General features: G+C 56.6%; 21 protein-coding genes. 3 read left to right on the top strand and 18 right to left on the bottom strand.

Features of this window, described 5'->3' with window-relative positions; translation table 11 throughout:
* Positions 1-136: 136 nt before the first annotated feature.
* The 5 genes from AC27IT_RS20690 to cuyA form a co-directional block, all read right to left on the bottom strand.
* Positions 137-1,120, bottom strand: a complete 984-nt coding sequence (locus tag AC27IT_RS20690; RefSeq protein ID WP_283858179.1) for an ABC transporter substrate-binding protein — start codon at positions 1,118-1,120, stop codon at positions 137-139.
* A gap of 243 nt (positions 1,121-1,363) precedes the next feature.
* Positions 1,364-2,374 carry a helix-turn-helix transcriptional regulator gene (locus AC27IT_RS20685; RefSeq protein ID WP_197187134.1) on the bottom strand — a complete coding sequence of 337 codons (1,011 nt, stop codon included), beginning with the start codon at positions 2,372-2,374 and terminating at the stop codon, positions 1,364-1,366.
* Between the two features lie 123 nt (positions 2,375-2,497).
* Positions 2,498-3,391 carry an AEC family transporter gene (locus AC27IT_RS20680; RefSeq protein ID WP_005832580.1) on the bottom strand — a complete coding sequence of 298 codons (894 nt, stop codon included), beginning with the start codon at positions 3,389-3,391 and terminating at the stop codon, positions 2,498-2,500.
* A gap of 202 nt (positions 3,392-3,593) precedes the next feature.
* Entirely contained in the window at positions 3,594-4,556 is a 963-nt protein-coding gene (locus tag AC27IT_RS20675) for a carbohydrate kinase family protein (RefSeq protein WP_025849095.1), read from the bottom strand.
* 66 nt (positions 4,557-4,622) lie between these two features.
* Complete coding sequence (gene cuyA / locus AC27IT_RS20670) at positions 4,623-5,627, bottom strand: D-cysteate sulfo-lyase (protein ID WP_283859309.1); 1,005 nt, start codon at positions 5,625-5,627, stop codon at positions 4,623-4,625.
* Between the two features lie 292 nt (positions 5,628-5,919).
* Between cuyA and AC27IT_RS20665 the strand changes: the two genes are divergently transcribed.
* Both AC27IT_RS20665 and AC27IT_RS20660 read left to right on the top strand, forming a co-directional pair.
* The gene (locus AC27IT_RS20665; protein ID WP_007784503.1) at positions 5,920-6,288 is read left to right on the top strand and encodes an HsmA family protein; all 369 of its coding nucleotides are present in this window, start codon (positions 5,920-5,922) and stop codon (positions 6,286-6,288) included.
* A gap of 211 nt (positions 6,289-6,499) precedes the next feature.
* Positions 6,500-8,068: a sensor domain-containing diguanylate cyclase gene (locus AC27IT_RS20660; protein ID WP_429776743.1), complete on the top strand. Its 1,569-nt coding sequence runs from the start codon at positions 6,500-6,502 to the stop codon at positions 8,066-8,068.
* Between the two features lie 168 nt (positions 8,069-8,236).
* Here the strand turns inward: AC27IT_RS20660 and AC27IT_RS20655 are convergent, their stop codons facing one another.
* The 8 genes from AC27IT_RS20655 to AC27IT_RS20620 form a co-directional block, all read right to left on the bottom strand.
* Positions 8,237-9,016 (bottom strand): IclR family transcriptional regulator, encoded by a 780-nt coding sequence (locus AC27IT_RS20655; RefSeq protein ID WP_429776114.1) that lies wholly within the window; start codon positions 9,014-9,016, stop codon positions 8,237-8,239.
* 50 nt (positions 9,017-9,066) lie between these two features.
* Positions 9,067-10,338 (bottom strand): M20 family metallopeptidase, encoded by a 1,272-nt coding sequence (locus AC27IT_RS20650; RefSeq protein WP_005832594.1) that lies wholly within the window; start codon positions 10,336-10,338, stop codon positions 9,067-9,069.
* A complete protein-coding gene (locus AC27IT_RS20645; RefSeq protein ID WP_487092072.1) occupies positions 10,335-11,282 on the bottom strand; it encodes a DUF1177 domain-containing protein in 948 nt (315 codons plus the stop codon). The genes AC27IT_RS20650 and AC27IT_RS20645 overlap by 4 nt, the downstream gene beginning before the upstream one ends.
* Positions 11,283-11,301: 19 nt before the next feature.
* Positions 11,302-12,282 carry an ABC transporter ATP-binding protein gene (locus tag AC27IT_RS20640; protein ID WP_005832598.1) on the bottom strand — a complete coding sequence of 327 codons (981 nt, stop codon included), beginning with the start codon at positions 12,280-12,282 and terminating at the stop codon, positions 11,302-11,304.
* On the bottom strand, positions 12,275-13,285 hold the full coding sequence (locus AC27IT_RS20635; RefSeq protein ID WP_026558134.1) for an ABC transporter ATP-binding protein: 1,011 nt from the start codon (positions 13,283-13,285) through the stop codon (positions 12,275-12,277). The genes AC27IT_RS20640 and AC27IT_RS20635 overlap by 8 nt, the downstream gene beginning before the upstream one ends.
* 37 nt (positions 13,286-13,322) lie before the next feature.
* Positions 13,323-14,222: an ABC transporter permease gene (locus AC27IT_RS20630; protein WP_007784508.1), complete on the bottom strand. Its 900-nt coding sequence runs from the start codon at positions 14,220-14,222 to the stop codon at positions 13,323-13,325.
* Between the two features lie 6 nt (positions 14,223-14,228).
* The gene (locus AC27IT_RS20625) at positions 14,229-15,188 is read right to left on the bottom strand and encodes an ABC transporter permease (RefSeq protein ID WP_007784510.1); all 960 of its coding nucleotides are present in this window, start codon (positions 15,186-15,188) and stop codon (positions 14,229-14,231) included.
* Between the two features lie 96 nt (positions 15,189-15,284).
* Positions 15,285-16,889, bottom strand: coding sequence for an ABC transporter substrate-binding protein (locus tag AC27IT_RS20620; protein ID WP_487092071.1), 1,605 nt, complete (start codon positions 16,887-16,889; stop codon positions 15,285-15,287).
* A 200-nt stretch (positions 16,890-17,089) separates the two neighbouring features.
* Here AC27IT_RS20620 and AC27IT_RS20615 point away from each other — a divergent pair, with 200 nt between their 5' ends.
* On the top strand, positions 17,090-18,043 hold the full coding sequence (locus AC27IT_RS20615) for an aminopeptidase (protein ID WP_005832608.1): 954 nt from the start codon (positions 17,090-17,092) through the stop codon (positions 18,041-18,043).
* Positions 18,044-18,213: 170 nt separating this feature from the next.
* Here AC27IT_RS20615 and AC27IT_RS20610 read toward each other — a convergent pair whose 3' ends face one another.
* The 5 genes from AC27IT_RS20610 to AC27IT_RS20590 all read right to left on the bottom strand — a co-directional run bounded on the left by AC27IT_RS20610 (position 18,214) and on the right by AC27IT_RS20590 (position 23,453).
* Complete coding sequence (locus AC27IT_RS20610; RefSeq protein ID WP_005832609.1) at positions 18,214-18,444, bottom strand: DUF1450 domain-containing protein; 231 nt, start codon at positions 18,442-18,444, stop codon at positions 18,214-18,216.
* Positions 18,445-18,650: 206 nt separating this feature from the next.
* On the bottom strand, positions 18,651-19,586 hold the full coding sequence (locus AC27IT_RS20605) for a cation diffusion facilitator family transporter (RefSeq protein WP_025849111.1): 936 nt from the start codon (positions 19,584-19,586) through the stop codon (positions 18,651-18,653).
* A 292-nt stretch (positions 19,587-19,878) separates the two neighbouring features.
* Positions 19,879-20,787 (bottom strand): N-acetylmuramic acid 6-phosphate etherase, encoded by a 909-nt coding sequence (gene murQ, locus AC27IT_RS20600; protein ID WP_007784517.1) that lies wholly within the window; start codon positions 20,785-20,787, stop codon positions 19,879-19,881.
* 42 nt (positions 20,788-20,829) lie between these two features.
* A complete protein-coding gene (locus AC27IT_RS20595) occupies positions 20,830-22,431 on the bottom strand; it encodes a glycoside hydrolase family 3 protein (protein ID WP_007784519.1) in 1,602 nt (533 codons plus the stop codon).
* A gap of 50 nt (positions 22,432-22,481) precedes the next feature.
* On the bottom strand, positions 22,482-23,453 hold the full coding sequence (locus AC27IT_RS20590; protein WP_007784521.1) for a GNAT family N-acetyltransferase: 972 nt from the start codon (positions 23,451-23,453) through the stop codon (positions 22,482-22,484).
* Positions 23,454-23,472 lie beyond the last annotated feature (19 nt).

Genomic DNA, 23,472 nt, shown 5'->3' with positions numbered 1-23,472 from the left:
ATTTACTTCCAAACTTTCCTTACATAATAGACGAGCGTTTGCGCAATTTGTTTCTCGGAAAATTCAGGCCCACGTGCGTTTCTCTGCTCTAAAAAAATAAGGAGGGGCTATTTCCCCTGCCTTAATTACCAATGCCCTACTTTTGATTTTTCTGCAAAATGTCCGCAGCTATCTGCTCGATCATCGCCTTTTTCCCGAGCGCGAAAAACGCTTCGTCGTAGTTTTGCTTCGTGGTTACGCGGTACACCTTGCCGTTTTTGTTCGCGCGCATATTGCTCCAGATCGCCGTGTCTTCCAGCACGTTTTGCTCGGAATCGGCGAGCAGCACGATGTGGTCAGGGTCGAGCGTCGACAGCCCCTCCAGGCTCGTCTCCTTGCCGCCCCACGGGTCCGGATCGGGAATCCCGGCCGCTTTCGGCAGCTTCAGGTCGGTGTAGATCATGTCCGCCAGCCCCGTTTTCGCGTAGATGCGAATGCCCTTCTGGGTGGCTTCGATGACCGCAAACGTTTCCTCGCCCGTCGCCGCCGCGATCTGGTCGTGCAACTCCTTCGCCCGGTCGTCATACGCCTTTAGCCATTCCTCCATTTGCGGCTTTTTCCCCAACGTTTCCGCGATGAAGTCAAACCGTTCGCGAAACGCGTTGAAGCCGTAGGGCACGCGCACAGTCGGGGCGATTTTGTTCAGTTGTTCGTATATCTTGTTTTGGCTCGGCCCGGCGAAAATCAGGTCCGGATTCGCCGCCGCAATCGCCTCGACGCTTACTTCGTTTTGAAACCAGCCCGCTACGGCGACGTCTGTACCCAGCTCTTTTTGCAGGATCGGCGTCAGCTCTGTCGGGCTCTGATACTGGCTGTTCCCCGTCAGCACCGGGCGAATTCCAAGCGCCAACAGCTCCTCTGTCGCCCCGGACACGTCCGCGATTCGCAGCGGGTTGGCCGGGATCGTCACCTCTCCGGCCGCGTCCTTGACCGTCCGTGTCTTTGGCGCTTGCGCCGCCGGCTTGTCCGCCTGGCCTGTTTGTCCTGCTTGACCGTTGTTTTCCGCCGCTTGGCTGCAGCCGCCTACGAGCAATGCCAGACCGAGCAGTCCTGCGATCCAGCCGTTCTTTCTGTTTGCCATACGTTCCGTCATCCCCAACCATTGTGATAATGATTCTCAAACAACTATGCTTGATCGTACTCTTGCAAGCCGTTTGCAACTACCCGATGATGGCGAAAAATACGGTTGGCGGGATAAGAAAACCTGTAGCGAAGCCTCCCCAATGACGAGCGACTGCGTTTCGGCGGAAGGTTGTTCTCGCTGAATCGGGTAGTTTGCTCTCGAAGTTTGATCCTTTCCGATTCAGTAAAAAAAGCGGGAGAATTATCTCCCGCCTGATGCATACGGCAGCACGTGCCTTCCCCGCTTCACGTCGGACGGGTTAAGCCCGTACTGCTTGCGGAACGCCTCGGAAAAGTGGCTGAAGTTGGAAAAGCCCACAGTCAGCGCCACCTGGCTGACGTTCAGCTCGCCTGCGCGCAGCAGCTCCAGCGCTTTTTCCAGCCGCTTTTCCCGCAAATAGGCGAACACGCTCGTGCCGAACTCCTCTTTGAACCCGACTTTCAGCTTGTATTCGTTCAGTTGGGCCATGCGCGCCAGCTCGACCAGAGAAGGCGGCGCCTCCATGTGCGCGAGCAAAATTTCCCTGGCGTTGTGAATCTTCTCCCGGTCGCTGCGCGACATGACGGGCTTGTTGCCCTCCGGTTCCCGCCCGAACAACAAAGTGTCGAACGCATGCGCGGCGATCTCCAGCGTCTTGCCTTCCGCATGCAGCTTGCGCAGTTTGGGCTGGGATGCTGGCGGCGCGATCAACTGCCGAAGCCGCATCGTCATATCCGGCCGTAGCGGCATGCGAAACATCCGGAAAGAACGGCCGCCGAGCAGCCCCTCAAATGTATAGGGCGTCCCTTCGTCCATCTGCGCGAGCCATTCGTTGAACAGCTCCACCGAGATGCCGATCGCCACCGAACGAAACGGCGCTTCGGCCAAATAGCAAAAATCCGCCTGAAAGTCGCGCATCAATTGCAGCGAGCAACTGTCCGGCACCAGGTCGTGCTGGGAACTGCCCGAGACAGCCACCTCTCCCGTCCCTTGGAGGCAAAAGCTCAGCTCGACCATGGCCGCCTCCGAGCGAAAATGCATGGCGTGGTCATCCGGAAAACGGTGAAAGGAATCGACAATCTCCAAACCAGGGCGAGGCATCATTCTGTTGATGTATCCGTTCCAGCCGGACAACTCATCCCCCGCCAACTCTGTGCCGATGTCATCGAGCCGAACGTTCGGCAGCGCGTCAATGTAACTGTCGTAGATGGAATGTATGGATGTGGAATGCATGGCAATCTCCCTGTTATTAATATTTATTCTTTGCTGAAAACGATTCTTGTTCTCATCATAAAGAAAAAAGCATGGCCTTGGCAACCTTTTCGCCACGAATGATTGCCTTGGCACATGCATCGATTAATGCAAAATGTTTAACAAAATCGTCAGCGTCCCTACGCTGAAAAGCGTCGTAACCAGCACGCTGCTGGAAACGAATTGCGGGCGCATGTTGAACTGGATGGCGTAAATCGCCGTAGTCGCCGCAGAAGGCATCGCGGCGAGGATGACCAGCACCTTTTGCAGCAGCGGGTCAATCGGGAAAAACAGGCAGATCACATAGGCCAGGACAGGCGAAGCGATCAGCCGAATTACGCTGGCGGCGCTGAGCCCTTGCCACTCCAGCGCTTTGGACGACACGTTGGCAAGCTGCATCCCCAGGATGAGCATGACGACCGGAATCGCCGCCTGCGCCACGAGGTCGATCGCCTGATAGTAGCTCTCGGGAATGACGATGTTGAGCTGCTGCAATAAAATCGCCAGGACGACCGCGTAGTTGGAAGGCTGCTTGAAAATCGCCCGAATCGCCGTGCCCACGCCACCCCCGCCGCGCGAAGCGAAGTAGACGCCGAACACCCCCATGATGATCGAGTGAAACACCATGATCTGGACCGCGTACGTGAACCCGGCATCCCCGTATGCGAACAAAATGATCGGCGTTCCGTAGTTCCCGCTGTTCATGAAGGCGGTGGAGAGCATCAGGGCGCTCTCCTGCGACTTGTCGTACCTAAACAGCCGCGCCGTCAACTGCGTGAGCACGATCAGCGCGCCCAGCAGCAATAACGAGATGATGACGATGTAAAACAATTGCAGATCAAGCTCTGTCTTGTAAAACGTGCGAAAGACAAGCGCCGTAGTCAAAATGTAAATCGCCAGCGAAGAAATCGGCTTCAAATCCATTTGAAACTTGCGTTGGAGAATGTACCCCGATAAAAAAATGAGCAAAACAGGCAAGATGACTTCGAGGAAAATCATGGTCCATCCCCACTTCTGTATTCGAGTCTTGAATTAAGAATAGTATAGCAAAATTCACAAAACATTCATGACCGTTTTATCGGCCGCAAACGGTTTCATTTCCTTTTATGAAGCTCACCGGGATTTTTTCCCGAAAAAAGCCGATCCCCTCGCCAAAAAGCCGTCTCCCTGTTTCCAGGAAGACGGCTGGACGGCCGAGCCACTATTTTGCTTGTTGCAAAAAACGTTCTACCTCTGCCAAAACAGGCAGCGCGGGAATCGCGCCCGTCCGCGTCGTCGTAAGCGCACCTGCGGCGTTGGCAAAGCGGACCATGTCCCTTAGCCTCGCATCCGTCATGGCGGCCAACGGTTCAGCCGCATCCAGCAATTGGCTGAGCAGGCCGCCCCAAAAGGCGTCTCCCGCTCCGGTCGTATCTACCGTCTTTACCGCGAAGCCCGGCACGATCCCCGCGTGCTCGCGCGTTCGGTAATAGCAGCCTTGTTTGCCCAGCGTGACAAAAATGGCCTGATTGCCGCATTCCGCGAGCAGCCATTGTGCCGCCTCCGCCAAGTCGGCCATCGGCGCGAGCAGAGCCAGCTCCTCCTCCGACAGCTTGACCACGTCGGCCTGGCGAATGCCGCGGAGCGCCATTGCCTTCGCTTCTTCCATGCTCGGCCACAAGCTCTCCCTGATGTTCGGATCAAACGATACCAATCGCTTGTGCCGCCTGGCGATCTCCACCGCCTTCCAGGTCGCCGACCGCGCCGGCTCATGCGTCAAGGACAGCGAGCCGAAGTGAAACAGCCGCGCTTGGGCGATCGTCCCCTCGTCAATATCCTCCTCGCGCAGTTGCGTATCGGCTCCCGGACTCCGGTAAAACGAAAACGAGCGCTCCCCGCTGCCGTCAATATGCACAAAGGCAAGCGTGGTCGGGGCCGCCTCGGTCAGAACAAGCCCGTCCGTTCCAATCCCCAGCTCGACCAGCGTCTGCCGGAGAAAGCGGCCGAACGGGTCATTTCCGACTGCGCCGAGAAACGCCGTCTTTTTGTGAAAGCGGGACAAGGCAGCAAGCACGTTTGCCACCGCCCCGCCTGGATTTTGCTCATATGCCGCTTTTCCCGGCTCGGGATGGGGCATCGGCGTGAAATCAATCAACAACTCGCCGCAGGCAACTACATCGGGCATGGTTCTCTCTCCTTTTCTTGCTCTGAAATCAACCTAGCCAGGCCGTCAAGGCAACAGGCAAAGCGTTCACTTCTTCGGCAAAAACAGCTCCGGCGCCGTGTACAGCGCGGGAGAGCCGCCTGTGTGCAGGAACAGCACGTGATCGTCCCGGCCAAAGCGCCCTTCGCGGACAAGCCCGATCAGGCCGGCCATCGCTTTGCCCGTGTAGACCGGGTCGAGCAAAATCCCTTCCGTCCGGGCGACAAGCTGTACAGCCTCGACCATTTCCTCTGTCGGAATCGCGTAGCCTGGCCCGACAAACCTGTCCTCGCACTGCACCCACTCCGGCTGAATCTGCCCCGTGAGGCCGACGGTCGCGGCTGTGCGCTGCAAAAGCTCCAGCACCTTCGCCTCTTGGGCGGCACGGTCGCGGCTGACGTTGACGCCAATCACCTTCGTGCCAGACTGCCTCGCTGCGAACCCGACAATCAGCCCTGCCTGCGTCCCGCCGCTGCCTGTCGCCGTCACGACGTAATCGTATGGCGTGCAGCTCTCCCACGCCTGCTGCTCGATTTCCTCCGCGCACGCCATGTAGCCGAGCGAGCCGACCTCGTTGGAGCCGCCAACCGGAATCAGGTACGGCTTTCTCCCCGCTTTTCGCAAGCTTTCGGCGAGCACGTCCATCTCTGCCAGCAAATCTTTGTCTGCGGGAACGACTTCGATTTTTTCAGCGCCCAGCAAATGGAACAGCAGGTGGTTTCCGCTCGCCTGCGGATTGTAATCGCCTGTCTCGGGCGCGGACAAAACAAGCTGGCAGCGCAATCCTTCGCGAACCGCCGCGGCCAATGTCAGGCGGCAATGGTTCGATTGGACGGCTCCGCACGTAATCAGCGTGTCCGCTCCCTGCCTGATCGCGTCGGCGACCAAATATTCCAGCTTGCGCGTCTTGTTGCCGCCAGCGGTCAAGCCGAGCAAATCGTCGCGCTTGACCGAAATCGTCGGTCCGCCCAGCTCCTGCGACAGCCTGTCCAGACGCTCGATCGGCGTCGGTCCTGGCGTATATGTTCTGCGCTCATAGCGAATTGGCTTCATCTCATAAGGCTCCCTTCGAGCTTGATGGAATAATAATACGCGCTGGCTTTTGCTGATTCCTGCTCTCGTGACGGGCAGCCGCTTGCCAAGCTCTCTCGCCACAGCCGTACCGCTTTTGGACAAAAGCGCGGAAGTCTGCCGCCACCTCCGCCGATTATTTGGCTGCTGCTGCGAAAAAACCGCCCCGCCTGATAAGCGCAACATCGTTCTCGCCCGCTGTTCATCTCTTGTTCATCTTCTTCTACTACACTCCTTCTTGTAGACAATCACGAAGCGAATGGGAGATGATTTTTTGCTGGTATGGGCTGTACTCTTCATCAATCTGGCACTGGTTACGTACACGATCGGCGTCTGGGCGGAACGCCGCTCCAGGGAGCTTGCCTGGGGGCACTTCGCCTTTTTCTGTCTGGGACTTGTGTTCGACACGGTCGGGACGGCCTTCATGAAGCTTTTGGCTGACGGCGCCCCTTTGAATTTGCACGGCATCACCGGATTAGCTGCGCTCATCCTGATGTTTTTGCACACCGCCTGGGCAGGCTTCGTCCTGTGGAAAAAGCAAGACAGCCAGCGTAAGCAGTTTCACAAATTCAGCCTGTTTGTCTGGATTCTTTGGCTGATTCCGTACTCCATCGGTGTCGCCTTGAGCTTTCTCAACGGCTAGACGCCCCTTTTCAAAAATAAAAGCGACAAGCAGGCTGTCCAGGCGTTGGGCAGCCTGTTTTTGCGGAAGCGGAATGTGCTTTTCTCGCGCAAGAACGGGATTAGACTTCGCTTATTCCGGGTATAGAATACAAACGCCTGCTCGCGTGCAAAGGACAGGGAATCCGGCACGCGAGCAGATCGCTACAGTCTGCCAGCAAGAAGGGGTTTGGATGAAGAAAAGAAGAACCTATACGCTTCGCTTTATTTTGGAAATGCTTGTTGTTTTTTCTGTGCTCGCAACGATCTTGATTGAGGTCATTTCTTCTCTTCATGTCAACCGAACCTCACTCTCCAGCAACTATTTGGAAAACAACTATCATTACGCCAAAAAGCTGGCGAAAAATACAACAGACATATTGACGGCGCTGCAAAACAACATCGACGCGATTGCCAAACAAGCTGGCGACAAGCCGCTCAAAAACACCGACCTGCAAGCGTGGTACATGGCCAATCGGCAGTATTTCCACTCGCTGCTCATAGCAGATGCGACTGGCCACATCCAGGCGGTCAGCCCGGCCGCATCAGGTGTCACGGCAGGCACCTTGCTGACCTCCCATGCCGCCCGACTCGCCCTGTCCACCAAAAAGCCGCTGATCTCAGAGCCGTACCATGGCGTATCGGGAAGGCTCATTTTGCTGATTTCCTCCCCGATTTTTGATTCCCGGGGCGTGTACAAAGGCTTTGCAGGCGGAACGATTTACCTCGAGGATTCCAATGTCCTCAACCGCATCCTCAAGGAGCACTTTTACCGCGACGGGTCTTACGTGTATGTCGTCGACCAGCAAGGGCGGCTGATTTTCCACCCCGACACCAAACGGCTGGGCGAAACCGTCCGGATGAACCCTGCGATCCATCAGGCTCTCGCAGGCAACAGCGGCTACAGGCAGATCGTCAACAGCAAGGGCCAATCGTTTTTTGCCGGATTCACGGTCGAGAGCGTCAGCGGCTGGGTCATCGTCTCCCAGACGCCCACCTCTGTCATTGACGAGTCGAACCGCAAGTTGCTCAACAACCTGCTCGTCACCTCCCTGCCTTTTTTGCTGCTGACGCTCGGCATCGTCTGGCTGATCGCGAAAAATATAAGTACCGCGCTGTCCAGACTGGCCCATCTTTCCGATGAAAGCGGCCACATCGACAGCCCTGCCGTCATTACCACCACCTCCAAAATTTACGAGATTCAAAAGCTGTATCAAAGCACGCGTCTGGCAATCCGCCAGATGAACCGTCGACTGCGGCAACTGCAAAGCGAAGTGGAGACAGACGGGCTGACAGGGCTCGCCAACCGCAAAACGTTCGATGCCTACCTGCAGCACACGATGCAAAGCGAGATTCCGTTTTCGCTCATTTTGCTCGATGTGGATCGGTTCAAAAAAATCAATGACGACTTCGGCCATCTCACGGGAGATGAGGTGTTGAAGCTGGTCGCCCGGACGATGCAGGCTTCCACCCGGGAGGATGACTTCTGCTTCCGGTACGGGGGAGAAGAGTTCGGGATTTTGCTGCAAGGACGCCGCCACCTGTTTGCCTATCAGATCGCGGAGCGCTTGCGCCAGACTGTGGAAGCGATGGACAATCCGACCGGACAGCCTGTAACGATCTCGCTGGGGATTGCCAGCTATCCGCTGCACGGCACCTGGGCGGTCGACATCATCACCTGTGCCGATCAGGCATTGTACCACTCCAAAGCTACAGGGCGGAACAAGACGACCTGCTTTCGCCTGGAGGTCGCGTCCCTGTAGTCCTGGCGCCTCCCGCTGTTGAATGGATGGGGGCTGCGCCTCCACTCTTCGGCCATGTTTTCGCACGCTGCCGCAAACAAACGGCCTTGCCCTGCCCGCAACTGTCCGCCAGAGCAAAAAAAGCTGCCGACAGATCGCGGTTGATCTGCGACAGCTTTTGCTCTTGCTCTAGCCAAACAAATAGTAGCGGGAAAGATCCACTCGGTAGTTTTGGACAATCTCGTCGATTTCCTGTTTGCCCCGCATCAGGATGTCCATGCACTTTGCTTTTTTCTCCTCGCTCATCCGGTAAATCGGGCCGGAGATCGTCAACGAGCCCATCACATGCCCGTCGTAATGGAACAGCGGACAAGCGATGGCCAAAACGTCCGGCGTGTATTCGCCCGAGCTGATCGCCCAGCCGTTTTCGCGAATATGCACAAGCTCCTCGCGCAGTTTGTCCGGATCGGCAATCGTATTTTTCGTGTACTGCCGCAGGCCCTGCAAAATGATTCGCTCGATTTGCTCCTGCGGCAAGTAGGCCATGATCGAGCGATACGAGGCCCCCACGAACAGCGGCGCCCGGCTGCCGACGGACACGGAGTATTTCACGACGTTGTCCGGCTCCAGCGCATCGAGGGTCAGTGCCTCATCTTCGTCCAGGCAAGTCAGGAAAATGGATTCTCCCGACTCTTCCATCATTCGTTGCAAAATAGGCCGAATCAGTCGTGATACATGGAACGACTCTCTCATTGTCAGTCCAAGCTCCCACAAGCGAATGCCTAATGAGTATTTTTTGGTCTTGGGATCTTTTTCCAGAAAGCGATTGGCTTCGAACGTAGACAATACGCGGAATACATTGGCGTGATTCAAACCGACTTCCTTGGCGAGTTCCCTGGCTCCCCACTCCGGTTTTTCTTTCGTGAAAAGCTGTAACAATTTGAGTGATTGATCCAACGTTTTTAACACGACGACTCCCCTTATTCACGATTACTTGTCTCGCAAGCGAAAGCTTTTCATCAGTTTTGCTCGTACAAAAAGTCGATGGCAGCCGCTACGTACACCTTCGCGCAGCGGATGACATCCTCCACCAGCACTTTTTCGTTGAAATTATGGATGCTCGGCAAGTACGCCGGACCGTATTGCAGGACCGGAATGTCGTACGCGCGGAAATGTCGGGCATCGCTGCTCGCCCACTGCTGAACGCCAAAAGCGTGCTCGCCTGTCACGTACGTGATGTTGTCGACAATCGCCCGGCAGACCGGGTCGTCAGGCGAGGTGTAGTTGGCGTGGCTTTGCGTTCCCATCGGCACGATTTCATAGTCGATGTCCAGCTCGTCCAACTGGCTGGTGATGTAGCCCATGACTTCCGCTCGCGTCACGCCGAACGGCAGGCGGCAGTCCACTTCTACCGTGCAAGTGTCCGGCACGACATTCGCTTTTGTCCCGCCCTCAATCGTCCCGATGTTGCAAGAGACGCGCTCCAGCACGTCCTGGTACGGTTCCCGCTCGGTGCCGAGCATGTACTCCTTGGACACCTTCACCAGTTCCTTGACTTCATCCGGAATGACGACGGGATAATCCCAGACGGTACGAATCCGTTCGATTGCGCGAATCGCGTCCATGATCGCGTTTTTTCCGGCAATCGGACCCAGGCTGCCATGTGCCGGTTTGCCTTTGACCGTAAGCTGGAACCAGCAGGAGCCCTTTTGCCCCAAAGTCGGATTGTGCGGCGAGGACGGCTCGGCAATCAGGCAGCCGTCGCCTTCGACCAGCTTGCGCTCCAAAATCCACGGTACGCCCAGCGCGCCGCCTGTCTCCTCATCGGGCACGATCGCCAAAATCAGTTGTCCCGGCAGTTCGATCCCCAGTCGCTGCAAAATCGTCGCGGCAAAAATCAGCCCAGCCAGGCCGCCTTTCATGTCGGAGGCGCCACGGCCCAAAATCCAGCCGTCTTTGACTTCTCCGCTGAACGGGGCAAACTCCCACTTGGAGAGGTCGCCCGCAGGCACCACGTCGGTATGCCCGCAGTAGATCAGCTTTTTGCCGCTCTCCCGATTGCCGATTCGGGAAATGAGGTTGTACATGTTCGGCCCTGCTTCGTGCCAGTCTGTCGCGATGCCAAAACGCTCCAGATATTCGGTAATATAGCGGCTGATCGGGCCAGAGTCGCCCGGCGGGTTTTCGCTCGGGAACTGAATCAGGCGGCAACACAGCTCGATCAGCTCGTCCTTGTTCTCTTCGACAGCGGCGATGACCTGGTCTTTTAACGCTTTGATCGCAGCGCTCATGATCCGCTCACCTTGCCATCCAATGTGAGCAGATGCTTCATCGAGCCGTACAGCGACGTCAGGCGCGCAAACTCAGTTTCGTCGTAAAACGCGCATTTGCCAACGCCAAACAGCTTGGCTACCTCGATCACGAAGCGCACCACCTGCTCGACGTGCACGAGATGAGTCGCTCCTGTCGCGCAGCCTGCCACTGGCACCTGCGTCGTCAGCGCGATGCCGACAACCGGGCTGTCCGTGACCACGCACGGCTGCATGATGCTGTTGATATGATGCAGATTGTTGCCGTACGGCGTAATGTCCTGCACCGTGATCGGCAGCGTCACGGGCATGTTGCCGGACGTCTGCTTCATCACTTCCAACAGATCGTTGCTGATGCGCAAGATGTACCCTTCCTTGACCGTCGGGGTAATGGCATAGCCTGTATGGTTGAGAATCATGTTTCCTTTTGTCGTGTCGATGGACAAAATCGCGTCCATCTCCGCCGCCACTTCGTTCGCATTCATGATTTGCATGTCGACAGGAGAGTTCATGAACGGCACAGGGTCGTGCGGCAACGTCGGCGCATCCGGGCAAATGTGCGTGGTGAGCAGGATATCGCCCGCCAAAACGTCCCCGCGCTGCTGCATCTCCGCCAGCTTGGCCGCTGCCGCCATGCACGCGAGAGCGCCGTCGCCATCGGATACGAAGCCGATTTGCTCGGGACGCGCACCGATCCCGCCCAGGCGGCCAATGACGCCCAGTGTCGGCGCTGTGCCGCCGCTGCTTTTGCCGTTCTTTCCTTTTATCAATACTTTGACGAAGTCGGTTTTTCCTTTTTGTCCATGGACCGTAGACATTTCTACGTCGCGAAAACCTCTTTGCTCAAAATACCGCTTCAGGTCGTCTCCTGTAACGTAAGCGCTATCCATGAGATCGTACATCTCGATTACATGCTTGAAAGACATAAAGCAAGTCCCCTTTTCATTATGATAGATTTCCTAAAAGATGACAAGAAACCATATGCTGCCCTTCGTACAGCGCGAGGGCAGGCGCTTCTGTCTGGCAGCGGTCGGTCGCATACGGGCAGCGCTTGTGAAAATGGCAGCCGGACGGCGGATTCATCGGGCTTGGCACGTCCCCCGTCAGGATGACCCGCTCCTTTTTCACCAAGGGGCTTTCCTTCGGCACGGCGGACAGCAAGGCGCGCGTGTACGGATGCTGCGCGTTGTGGTAAATCTCCTCGTACGTTCCCATCTCGACCACGCGGCCCAAGTACATGACTGCAATCCGGTCGCTGATGTAGCGCACGACGTTCAGGTCGTGGGAGATGAAAATGTAGGTGAGGTTGAAGCTCGCCTGCAGCTCTTTGAGCAGGTTGATGACCTGCGCCTGAATCGAAACGTCGAGAGCGGAGACGGATTCGTCGCAAATGACGACTTCGGGATTGAGCGCCAGCGCTCTCGCGATGTTGATCCGCTGTCGTTGTCCCCCGGAAAACTCATGCGGATAACGAGTCGCATGGTAGTCAGACAGGCCGACGACGGCGAGCAGCTCCTTCACCTTTTTCACCCGCTCCTGGTGGGTCCCGACCTGGTGGATGACGAGCGGCTCCATGATGAGCTGTTCGACCGTTTTGCGCGGATCGAGCGACGCGTACGGGTTTTGGAAAATCATCTGGATCGACTTGCGCGCCTTTTTCATTTCCTTGTCCGACAGCTTGGCCAAATCCTGGCCGTTTAAGATGACCGAGCCTTCTGTCGGGCGAATCAACTGCATCACCAGCCGGGCCAGCGTCGACTTGCCGCACCCGGATTCGCCGACGATGCCGAGCGTCTCTCCCCGTCTGACCTCGAAGCTGACGTCATCGACCGCCTTGACGACCTTGGAAGACTTGGCGAACAGCGACTGGTCCTTCACGGGAAAATACTTTTTCAACTGGTTGATCTGGATAATCGCCTCACTCATGTGCGGCTCCCCCCTTCCGTTCGAGACGTTCGTCTGCTGTCTGGAAATGGCACGCCACCAAATGGTTCGGGCCTGCTTCTACCAGCGGCGGTCTTTCGCTCAAGCATTTGTCTTTGGCATATGGACAGCGGGGAGCAAAATAGCAGCCCGCGATATCTTCGCGCAGATCAGGAGGATTGCCCGGAATAGATGGCAGCTTGCCTGCGGTGTCTGACTTGATTTGCGAATCGAGCAATCCCCACGTATAAGGATGAAGCGGATTTTGGTACAAATCTTCCACCGTCGCGTATTCCACGGTGTTTCCGGCGTACATGACGAGAACTTTTTGGCAGCTCTCCCACACGACGCCCAGGTCATGCGTAATCATGATGATCGAGGTTTGCAAATCGTCTTGCAGCTTTTTCATCAAATCCAAAATTTGCGCTTGTACCGTCACGTCCAAAGCGGTTGTCGGCTCGTCCGCAATCAACAGCTTCGGATTGCAGGCCAGCGCAATCGCGATCATGACGCGCTGGCGCATCCCTCCGGAAAACTCGTGCGGGTACTGCTCCAGACGCTTTTCCGGCTCCGGGATCCCGACCAGCTTCAGCATCTCGATGGCGCGCTCACGGGCGGCTTTTTTGTCGAGCTGCTGGTGCAGGCGAATCACTTCCATAATCTGATTCCCCACGGTAAAAACCGGGTTGAGGGAGGTCATCGGGTCCTGAAAAATCATCGAAATTTCATTTCCGCGAATCTTCCGCATTTCCGCCTGAGAAAGCTTCGTCAACTCTTTCCCCTCAAACAAAATGCTGCCTCGTTCGATTTTTCCAGGGGGAGACGGAATCAGCCCGAGAATGGCGGTCGAGGTGACGCTCTTGCCTGAGCCTGATTCTCCGACAATCCCGATCGTCTCCCCCTGCTTCAAGTCAAAGCTCACACCGTTTACCGCCTTCACGACCCCGGACGAATAAAAATAAACGGCCAAATCTTGCACGCTGAGTAGTACATCTGACTTTGCCAATGCCTCTTCACCCCAATCTATGTTTCGCTTTCGTCGCTTACACTTTCATTTTCGGGTCGAGCGCATCCCGCAAGCCGTCACCGAACAGGTTGAAGCCGAGTACGGAAAGCAAAATCGCCAGCCCGGAGAAGGTAGCCATGTGCGGGGACAGGACGAGGAAGTCTTTTCCGTCCTTCAGGATGCTGCCCCATGAGGCTGTCGGCGGCTGCACGCCCAGACCGAGGAAGCTCAAGGCCGCTTCGGAAATGATCGCACCGGCTACGTGCATCGTCGCGTACACAATGATCGGTGCCATACAGTTTGGCAGGATGTGGTGAAAAATGATCCGGGAATCGTTTGCCCCGAGCGATCTCGTGACCTCGATATACTCCTCTTCCTTGACCGCCAGCACCTGGCCGCGGACAATCCGGGCAAAGCCGGGGATGTTGGCGATCCCGATGGCGAGAATGACGTTGAACAGTCCGGCGCCGAGCACGGTCATGAGCGAGATCGACAACAGAATGAACGGAAAGGCGAACAGGCCGTCCATGAGGCGCATGATGAGCGCGTCCCATTTGCCGCCGTAATAGCCGGCGAGCAGCCCGAGCAACGTGCCGATCATGCCGCCAAGCCCGATGGCAAAAATCCCGACGATCAGCGAAATTCGCGTCCCGTAGACGATCCGGCTGAACAAATCGCGTCCGTAGTTGTCCGTCCCGAGCAAATGGCCGTCGATGCCAGGCTCGGACAGCGAATTTGCCAAATCCATCTCATTCGGACCATGCGTGGCGATCAGCGGCGCAAACAGGGCGAAAATGACCATGATCGCGATGATGACCAGGCCGATCATCGCCAGCTTGTTTTTCAATAGCCGTCTCCAGACACTGTTTTCCTTGCTTTTTTTCTTCGGTGCGAGCGTCGCAGGAGCTGGCGATAGCGGTTGCGCATGGTTGCTCATATCGGATCAGCCCTCCCCTTTGTTCGATAGTTTCACGCGCGGATTGACCACGGTGTACAAAATGTCGACGAGCAAGTTAATCAACACGAAAATGACGGCGATGAACAGCACGGTTCCTTGGACAACGACAAAGTCGCGGTTTTCGATGGCGTCCACCACAAGCCGTCCCATCCCCGGCCAACTGAAGATCGTCTCCGTCAACACCGCGCCGCCGAGCATGGACGATATTTGCATCCCCATCACCGTGAGCAACGGCGTCATCGCGTTTTTCAGAGCGTGCTTCCAGACGACGAAAAATTCGCGCAGCCCTTTGGCACGAGCCGTCTTGATGTAGTCCTGGCGGATCACTTCCAGCATGCTGGAGCGTGTAATCCGGGCAAAAGTCGCCATCGGAATGGTCGACAAGGCGATGCTCGGCAAGATCAGGTGGGTGACGACGCTGCCGAAGCCTTCGGACAAAGAGCCCATTCCCGTTGCCGGCAGCCAGCCGAGATGCACGCTGAAGTACAGGACGAGCATGACCCCGAGCCAGAAAATCGGCATCGACACGCCGACGAGCGAGAGGATCATGACGGTGTAATCCCAGACGGAATACTGCTTGGTCGCAGAAATGATGCCAGCCGGAATCCCGATCAAAAGCGAGAGAGCGAGCGCACAGGCGGAAAGCAAAAGCGTGTTCGGGAAGCGCTCCATAATGAGCGACATCACAGGCTGGTTGTAGCCGAGCGAAGTGCCGAGATCGCCCTGCAAAAGACTGCCGAGAAACTCGACGTATTGGAGGTACAATGGCTGGTTTAACCCGAGCGATTCCCGCATTTTGGCGATTTCATCCGGAGAAGCCTGCGGCCCGAGCAGTACCGCCGCCGGATCGCCGGGAATCAGCCGCGTGATGATGAAAACGGTCGTGGCTACAACAAACAGCGTCGGGATCAAGTCGACTAACCGTCTGAAAATCAGTTTGAGCAATCCATTCTCCTCCTTTCAACCACTCTTTCTTGATGAATCATGTCCGAAGAGAGGACCAGGCGGCCTCTCTTCGGACGGGAAAAGCTTGCCTGCTGTTTACTTGTTCAGCCAGACGTTCGTTTCGTCGTTCACCAGGAAGATCGAGCCGTCCGCGCGCACCTGGTAGTCTTGCACGTATTTTTTCATGCCCGTTGCCACGTCAAGCAGCCCCAGCTCCACATGGACGCTGTCGTCGTTGATGAGCTTCATGGCCTGGCTGTACAGCTCTTTGCGCTTCGCTTCGTCTGTCGTTTCCGCTGTCGCGCGCTCCAGGAGCTTGTCTACTTCCGGGTTGCTGTAAGCGTAGCCGTTTCCGAGAGAGCCGATTTGCTTGCTGTGGAACATTTGGTAGAGGAAGAAGTCAGGGTCTGGGTACCAGGACCAGCCCATGATGTAGAGCGGCGCTTTTCCTTTGGCGACGATGTCGCTGAACGTTCCCCACTCTACTGTCTTGATTTCCGCGTCAATGTTCAGGTTGTCTTTCAACTGCTGAGCCGCGATAGTCGCCTGCGGCACGCGGGAAGCGATTACATACAGCTCGGTTTTGAAGCCGTCCGGATAGCCTGCCTCTGCCAGAAGCTGTTTTGCTTTTTGCGGGTCAAAGGCAGGTACGGCTGCTTCGAGCGACGCGTCATAGCCCCACGATGCTTTCGGCAGCGGCAGAAACGACTTCTCCGCTCCGCCCCACTTGAACACGCCTTTTACCAGCCCTTCCACGTCAACCGCCATGCGGATGGCTTCCCGAACCTTTTTGTCTTTGGTCGGACCTTCGATCTGGTTCAGGCCCATGTACTCGATGGACAGGCCCGGCTTGGTCTGCAGGTTCAGGTTTGGATCCTTCTCGATGATCGCGCGGTTTTGGCCTTTTACATCCGTCACCATGTCGATGTCGCCGGAACGCAGGGCGTTGGTCATCATGTTTGCATCTGTAATGAATTTGAACTCTACGCCGTCCAGATGCGGTTTTGGTCCCCAATATTTATCAGAACGCTTCAAATTTACAGAATCATCTTGATTGAACTTGTCGATCATGAACGGCCCGGTGCCAACGAGATGCGTGCCGAACTGATCTTTCCAGCCTTCTACTTCTTCACGCGGCACGATGATGTTGCCGCCATCGGTCAGCATCGCCAGCAAGGCTGCGTTTGGCGCATCGAGGTGAATCGCGACCTCGTTTTCGCTGATGACTTCGACTTTTTCCACGCCGCGCAGACGCTTGAGCGCGGATTGCTTCGCGGAGCGCTCCAGGCTGTACTTCACGTCTTCCGCTGTCATTTTGCGCCCGTCCTGGTATTTGCCAGGCTGGAAGTACACGTTGTCACGCAGCTTGAACGTGTACACCTTCATGTCATCGGACACTTTCCACTCCGTAGCCAGGCTCGGCTCGATTTTGGACAGGTCGCTCGTGTAGCGGACGAGCGTGTCGCCAATGCTGCGGATGATGTTCGATTCATAAGCTCCGGTGTACGCAATCGGGTCCAGCGTTTTTGCTGTAGACGACAAACCGATTTTCAGCACGCCGCCGTCTTTCGGCTGCCCGGCAGCCGCCTGCTGCTCACCGCCCTTTGACTCTTGGGCAGGTCCTCCACATGCAGCGAGTGCCAACATTGACACGACCATGACAGAAGAAAACAACGCTTTGGCTTTGCTAATTTTCCTCACTACGATTCCCCCAGTTAATGTTTTTGTATCAAATAACGAAACACATATTCACTATGTGTTACGTTTTGGATTATAGCAAATGACTTTTTTAGTGTAAATAGTCGAAAAACAAAAAAAGTTAAGACTTGATTCACAGCGTTCGCTTTCAGTACAATCTCTTCAAGATTCGCACCTACTAAAAAATCAGGAGTGTCTAACCGATGAACCAACTTGTGGAAATTAGCCGCAATTTGCTGGCAACTTGTTTAGGGGTAAAAGAAACAGAAGAGCTGGTCATTGTCACGGATGAAGACAAGCGCCCTTTGGCGGAAGCCCTCTACGCAGCGGGAAAGCTGCTCGGAGCCGAAACGATGCTGCTCGTCATGCAGGAGCGTGAAAAATCAGGCCAGGAGCCGCCGCAGACGATTGCAGAAGCGATGAAGCAAGCAGACGTCGCCGTGTGCATCACGAAGTATTCGCTGACGCATACGCAGGCGCGCAAAAATGCCGCCGCCAACGGGACGCGCGTCGCGACCATGCCCGGCATTACCGAAGATATGTTCACCGCTGGCGCCATTTCCGCCGACTATCAGGAGGTCAAGCGGCTGACGGAAACCGTCACGGACATCCTGACCAAAGGCAAACAGGTACGGATCGAAAAGGGCGGGTACACGCTCGAATTTTCCATCGAGACGAGAAACGGCGTTCCCAGCACTGGGATGTATTTGGAAGCGGGCCAGTCGGGCAACCTGCCGTCGGGCGAGGCGTACATCGCCCCCGTGGAAGGTTCGGCGAACGGCCAGATTTTGGTCGACGGCTCCATCGGCGGAATCGGCAAAATTGACGCGCCGTTGCTGCTCACCGTCAAGGACGGGAGACTCGTCGACGCAGAGGGGCCGATGGCTGCCCGCCTGCTCTCCACGCTCGGGGATGGCGACGGACGGATGCTTGCAGAATTTGGGATCGGAACCAATCACAAGGCGAGAATTATCGGAGTTGTACTGGAAGATGAAAAAGCGTTCGGGACGATCCACGTTGCGTTTGGCAGCAACGCTACTTTTGGGGGAACGATTCAGGCGGGCGTGCACATTGATTTAATCGTAAACGAACCGGATGTGTACATCGACGGAGTGCCCTTGCAGGAAAAAGGACGCTTTCTGTTTGCGGCACAATAGCGAGCGACAGGCGTGAAAACGAAAAAGCAGAAGCGAATACACTCGCTCCTGCTTTTATTCATGCCCCAGGCCCGCGCCAAAACAGCGGACTGTGGACAGGGGACAGTGGGCACCAAGCCACCCGGGCGCTGCGCTCTTGCTCTTACTGTTGCTCTTGCTTTTGCCTTGCGCTAATTCGCTGCCGAGAGCTTTTCCACCAGCCGCTCGAGCAGTTCTTGCCCGTCGCTGCCCACGATATTTTTGCCGTTGTACAGCGCAAACGGCTTTTCCAGACATTGGCCGCAATAGTTGACACACCGCTCGTCGATCAACTGCACATCGGGAAATTTCCTGACCTCGTTTCTCACCCACTCCAGACTGCCTTGGAGATTGCACGGGCAAAATTTGATTGTATGCACCATCGTCTTCCCCCATCAATAAATGGCATTGCGCTTCTACCTGAATTTTACAGTCAATTCAGAATTAACAGCAAGAACACGCATAAAACCGCAAACGCTTTAAAGCGGCGAGGAAGCCGAAAAGGCCGGGCAGGCTGCCAGAACTTGGGCGTCTGGAACCGCTCGGCCTTTTTTGGTTATAGTCGCGTGCGTACAGCTCAAGCAGCCCTTTACGCCTCTTGCAGCAAAAACTGTTTGCCGTACTCTCCGTGATCGAGAATCATCGGATGCTCAATCTGGATCGTCGAATGCTCGATGCCGTACTTCGTTTTCAGCAGATGATTGATGCCGAGGATCACACAGTACGGCTGAATATCCTCGCGCACAAACACGTGTGCCGTCAGCGAGTAGTGCTCTGTCGATACCGCCCACAGGTGCAGCTCGTGCACGTCATAGACGCCTTCCACACTGGCGAGGTCTGCCCGGATTTGGTCGAGATCAAACTGCTCCGGCACGGATTCCATCAGGACGGCCAGCGATTCGCGGATGATTTTGAAGCCGCCCATAAAGATGATTCCTCCGATCACCATGCTAATCAGCGGGTCGAAGAGGTAGTAGCCTGTGAAGTAAATGAGAATGGCAGAAGCGATGACGCCCACAGAGCTGAGCAGGTCGCCGATGAAGTGCCACAGGGCGCTTTTCACATTCAGGTTGTCTTCTTCCTTGGTGCTTCTGGACAGCACGATCGTCAGCACGATGTTCACGATCAGCCCGATGGACGCGATCGTCAGCATCAGTTGCAAGTCGACGTCTTGCGGGTGAATCATCCGGTTAATCCCTTCAATCGCGATGCCGATTGCAATTACGGCAAGCGCCAGGCCGTTCAAAAACGAAGCGATGATTTCAAAGCGCAAAAAGCCAAACGTGTACTTTTTGGTCGGCTTGCGCGTCGCCATGTAAATCGCGGTCATGCTCAAACCGAGCGCGATGACGTCCGAGATCATGTGCGCCGAGTCGGACAGAAGCGCCAGCGAGTTGGACAACAGGCCGCCGACGATTTCCACGATGGTAAAAAACAAAGTCAGGATCAGTGTAATCCACAACGTTTTCTTCGATTTTTGCTGTTCCTTCACGTGATCGAGATGATGATAATCAGCGTACTTCACGTGTTTCATAAGAGCCACCCCCACTATCAAAATAGAAAAATTACAATCTAATAATTAATTTAATTATAGGGTGTTTTTGCCACTTATTCAAATGAACATTTTATGGATCATACTACTGATTTTCATTCCCAGCCCAGTCGTTTCTCACGGAGAGACGCGGGGAAAACGCGGTTTCGTTCAGCATTTTGGCCCGGCTCCTGTTGCCAACGCAAAGCAAACAGCCTTCTCCCCCTCTGGAAAAGGCTGTTTGCTTTGCGCGATTTACTGGCAGCCTGTTTTGACACACCTCAAGCTACGAGACATACCCCTCGACAATGCGCCGAATATTCCCTTTGTGCTGCTCCAGCAACCGAAGCGACTCGGCCTGCGACAGCGCCGTTTTTTTCATCACAATCGCAAGCCTGGCGTCGCCTTGCGCCCTGTTCAACAGCTCATCGGCTTCCTCCAGCGAGACGTCGGCCGCTTCCGCGACGATCTGCTTGGCCCGCTCCTTCAGCTTTTCGTTCGTCACCTGCACGTTGACCATCAAATTTTTGTACACCTTGCCCAAGCGAACCATGCATGCGGTCGTAATCATGTTGAGCACCATCTTCTGCGCCGTCGCCGCTTTCAGCCGGGTCGAGCCTGTGACGACTTCCGGGCCGACCACGACGTTGATGGAGACGTCCACGCCTTCATTGATCTCAGCCGTCGGATTGCACGACAGCGACACAATTTTCGCCTTGAGCCGACTCGCCTCTGCCAGTGCGCCTTTTACATAAGGCGTGCGCCCGCTCGCCGCAATTCCCACTACAGCGTCACCGGCCCTGACTCCGTGCGCCCAGACATCCTCCTGGCCCAAATGCGCGAGGTCTTCCGCTCCTTCAATCGCTTTGACGAGCGCTTCCACTCCCCCGGCGATCACGCCTTGCACGAGGGAAGGGTCTGTGCCAAAGGTCGGCGGGCACTCCGCCGCATCCAGCAGTCCTAAGCGGCCGCTGGTGCCTGCGCCAAAATAAAACAGCCTGCCGCCGTTTTGCAAGCATTCGGCAATCATGTCCACCGCCCGGGCAATCGCGGGCAGCTCCTTTTCCACGCAATAGGCGACTTTTTTGTCCTCCTCGTTCATGAGCCTGATGATGTCGAGTGTCGAGAGCAAGTCCAGGTCTTCCGATTGCTTGTTTTTCGTCTCGGTCGTCAAACCGCTCAGTTGATTTCTCATCCGCTACCTCCCCGTCAGTCTCCAGTTCGTCCGTTTTCTTCATCAAAAGTGCCCCTGTTGCTTCCACATACTGACAGGCAAGCGACCGACTGCCTTTTGCTTGCCGAACAAAACGTCCGCAACGACTCCCAGCGCCCGTTCACTCTGGTCGTACACCGCAAGAAAAGCGTCCACCTCCGGAAAAGCGGTCAGGTCGTACGGGTTTCTGAGCGCCACTGCCACCACCTTTTTGCCTCGCGTGGACAGTTGCTGCACCAGTTGCGCCTGACCGCTGTAAAGATGGGCGTTGTACGTAAAAACGATCACCGTATCGCAGGGCGCCACGGCAGCGACAGCCTGCTCGATCTCCGCCTGCGCAGGTTGGAGTGCGGACAGAAAGTGGGCATGCACCTGTCTGTGCGCTTGCAGCGGCGCTACCAAAAGCTCCGCGCCCGCCTGCTGATCCTCTGCCTGCGTCAACCGGCCCACTCCCGGCAAAATCACGCCAAGCGCCCCCGCCTGCTCCGGCAAAGGGACAAGCCCCTGGTCGTTTTTCACCAAGGTCACAGCCTGCGCGAGCGCTTCTTTGGCCAGCCGCTCGTGAGCCGTCCGGTCAAAACCGGGACCTGTCGCCGCCAGACACTGCTCCCAGGAAAGATAGCGCTGCTTCAGTCCCGTGATGCGCTCGACAGCCTCCTGCACCCGGGAGTCGGGAATTTCACCGCTGCGGATCGCTTCGGCCAGACGATCATACGTCTTCTGCTGCACCTCGGGCGTATGCGAGACGAGCACCATGTCCACGCCCGCCTGTATCGCCTGCACCGCTGCTTCCGGCACGCCTGTGGAGCTGGCGATGGCGGCCATTTCCAGACAATCGGTAATCGCAACGCCCTGAAAGCCGAGCTGCCCGCGCAAAACGTCCGTCACCAGCCGCCGCGAGATCGAGGCAGGCGCACCGCTTTCGTCGACGGTCGGCAGGCTGACATGTCCGATCATCACCATCGGGGCTTTTGCCGCGATACAGCGGCGAAACGGAACCAGCTCCACCTGCGAGAGCCGCTGCCAGTCGTGCCGCAGCACCGGAATCGCTTCGTGCGAGTCTGTGCTCGTGTCGCCGTGGCCGGGAAAATGCTTGATCGCAGCAACGACGCCGCTTGCAAGCAGCCCTTGCACGGCGCTCTCGCCAAAACGCCCGACCGCTTCCGGCTCCGCGCCGAACGAGCGCACTCCGATCACCGGATTGGCCGGATTGTTGTTCACGTCGACGACAGGGGCAAAATTAACGGTAATGCCCGCGGCCCGCAGTTCCTCTCCAGTCGCCGCATAAACCCGTCCGGCCCACTCCGGGCTTCCCGTCGCACCGAGCGCCATCGCTCCGGGAAACCGGGTAGCACCGCGCATTAGCCTCGCCACGACGCCGTTTTCCTGATCGGTTCCGATCAACAGCGGATGCGGCTGTCCGGCTTCCTTCGCCCAGCGTTGCAACGTGCGCACGCGCCGAAACGTCTCTGCGACTGAACCGATGTTGCGGCTGAACAAAATCACGTTGCCAATCTGCCGCTCGCGAATCCACGTCTCCATCTCACCGGGTACTTCCAGCGTCGGGTAACCGATCATGAGCAGTTGCCCGACTTTTTGCTCCACACTCATCTGCTTTGCACGCATGGAGAACCTCCTTTTTTTCGCACGCTCGCAGCCGCGAATGACGCGAATGATTAGACAAGCTCCTTGCTGTACTTGGCGTACTGCTTCCAGCTTGAATAGCCGAGCTTGGCGTAAAAGTCGACGAGCGCCGTCCAGTCAATCACGATCTGCTGAATCCCGCGCTGCCGCAGCATGGCAATCCCCGCCTGCACGAGCGCCAATCCCAGGCCGCTTCCCCTGTGCGCCGGGTCGATGCCAAGCGGTCCGATCCCGCCCAGCTCCCGCGCAAAAAGCGGTGCCCAGTAGACGTTTTGCGCAATAAACGGCGACTTCGCGTCATTGATCCGGCAAAAGCCGACGATTTCCCCCTGCCGCTCCAACACGACGAACTCGCGCCCAGTCCCGCCGCGCTGAAAATAGTGAATCGCCTCGTACTCCCAGCGCCCGGGAAAGCAGCGATGCAAAAAGGACAAGAACGCGTCTTTGTCGTCCGCCGCAAGCAAGCGGAAGCGCCCGTCCGCGACTTGCGGCAATGGAACGGATTTCTGATCGTCCTGATCGGAATAGCGGCAAAGCAAATCGTTTTCCAACGGCTCCAACAAGCGGTACCCACGCGCGGCAAACCAGGCTGAAACCTCTGGCGACTCAACGGGAATCCCCGGGAAATAATGATACGGGTCGCGGCCGAGCCATATTTTTTGCACGCCGCGCTGCCGCAAAGCCCGCTCTGCTCGCGCCAGCAGCTCGCTTCCGATTCCTTGGCCGCGATCGTTGCGGTCCACGAGCAACACCTGAATCCAGCCGACGCCTTTTCCCAGTTGCACATCGAGCTGTTCCTGCCAGCATTTTGCCACGACAAATCCTACGGGACGCCGCGCAACCGCATCCATGGCAATCCAGGAGCCTGCCTGCAGCACATTGCGATCTTCCAGGCTGTTCTGGCGGAGCAGCTCGGGACGCATCGGGAAGCGCTCTCCCAGCTCCCGGTTCCACAGCTCGCACAGCGCATCCAGGTACAGCGCGTCCAATGGTACGTAAAACATGCGTTCATCCGCCTCCTAA

It is taken from the genome of Brevibacillus sp. YAE8 (genome assembly GCF_057543335.1).
The sequence above is the reverse complement of the archived record's forward strand: the minus strand, read 5'-3'. Positions and strand labels throughout refer to the sequence as shown.

Coding starts and splice junctions, on each gene's coding strand:
- AC27IT_RS20685 (WP_197187134.1), bottom strand. CDS start 2,374: ATGCATTCCACATCCATACATTCCATCTACGACAGTTACATTGACGCG.
- AC27IT_RS20680 (WP_005832580.1), bottom strand. CDS start 3,391: ATGATTTTCCTCGAAGTCATCTTGCCTGTTTTGCTCATTTTTTTATCG.
- murQ (WP_007784517.1), bottom strand. CDS start 20,787: ATGAGAAATCAACTGAGCGGTTTGACGACCGAGACGAAAAACAAGCAA.
- AC27IT_RS20610 (WP_005832609.1), bottom strand. CDS start 18,444: ATGGTGCATACAATCAAATTTTGCCCGTGCAATCTCCAAGGCAGTCTG.
- AC27IT_RS20590 (WP_007784521.1), bottom strand. CDS start 23,453: ATGTTTTACGTACCATTGGACGCGCTGTACCTGGATGCGCTGTGCGAG.
- AC27IT_RS20650 (WP_005832594.1), bottom strand. CDS start 10,338: ATGAGCGCTGCGATCAAAGCGTTAAAAGACCAGGTCATCGCCGCTGTC.
- AC27IT_RS20660 (WP_429776743.1), top strand. CDS start 6,500: ATGAAGAAAAGAAGAACCTATACGCTTCGCTTTATTTTGGAAATGCTT.
- AC27IT_RS20615 (WP_005832608.1), top strand. CDS start 17,090: ATGAACCAACTTGTGGAAATTAGCCGCAATTTGCTGGCAACTTGTTTA.
- AC27IT_RS20640 (WP_005832598.1), bottom strand. CDS start 12,282: ATGAGTGAGGCGATTATCCAGATCAACCAGTTGAAAAAGTATTTTCCC.
- AC27IT_RS20630 (WP_007784508.1), bottom strand. CDS start 14,222: ATGAGCAACCATGCGCAACCGCTATCGCCAGCTCCTGCGACGCTCGCA.
- AC27IT_RS20645 (WP_487092072.1), bottom strand. CDS start 11,282: ATGTCTTTCAAGCATGTAATCGAGATGTACGATCTCATGGATAGCGCT.
- AC27IT_RS20595 (WP_007784519.1), bottom strand. CDS start 22,431: ATGCGTGCAAAGCAGATGAGTGTGGAGCAAAAAGTCGGGCAACTGCTC.
- AC27IT_RS20690 (WP_283858179.1), bottom strand. CDS start 1,120: ATGGCAAACAGAAAGAACGGCTGGATCGCAGGACTGCTCGGTCTGGCA.
- AC27IT_RS20675 (WP_025849095.1), bottom strand. CDS start 4,556: ATGCCCGATGTAGTTGCCTGCGGCGAGTTGTTGATTGATTTCACGCCG.
- cuyA (WP_283859309.1), bottom strand. CDS start 5,627: ATGAAGCCAATTCGCTATGAGCGCAGAACATATACGCCAGGACCGACG.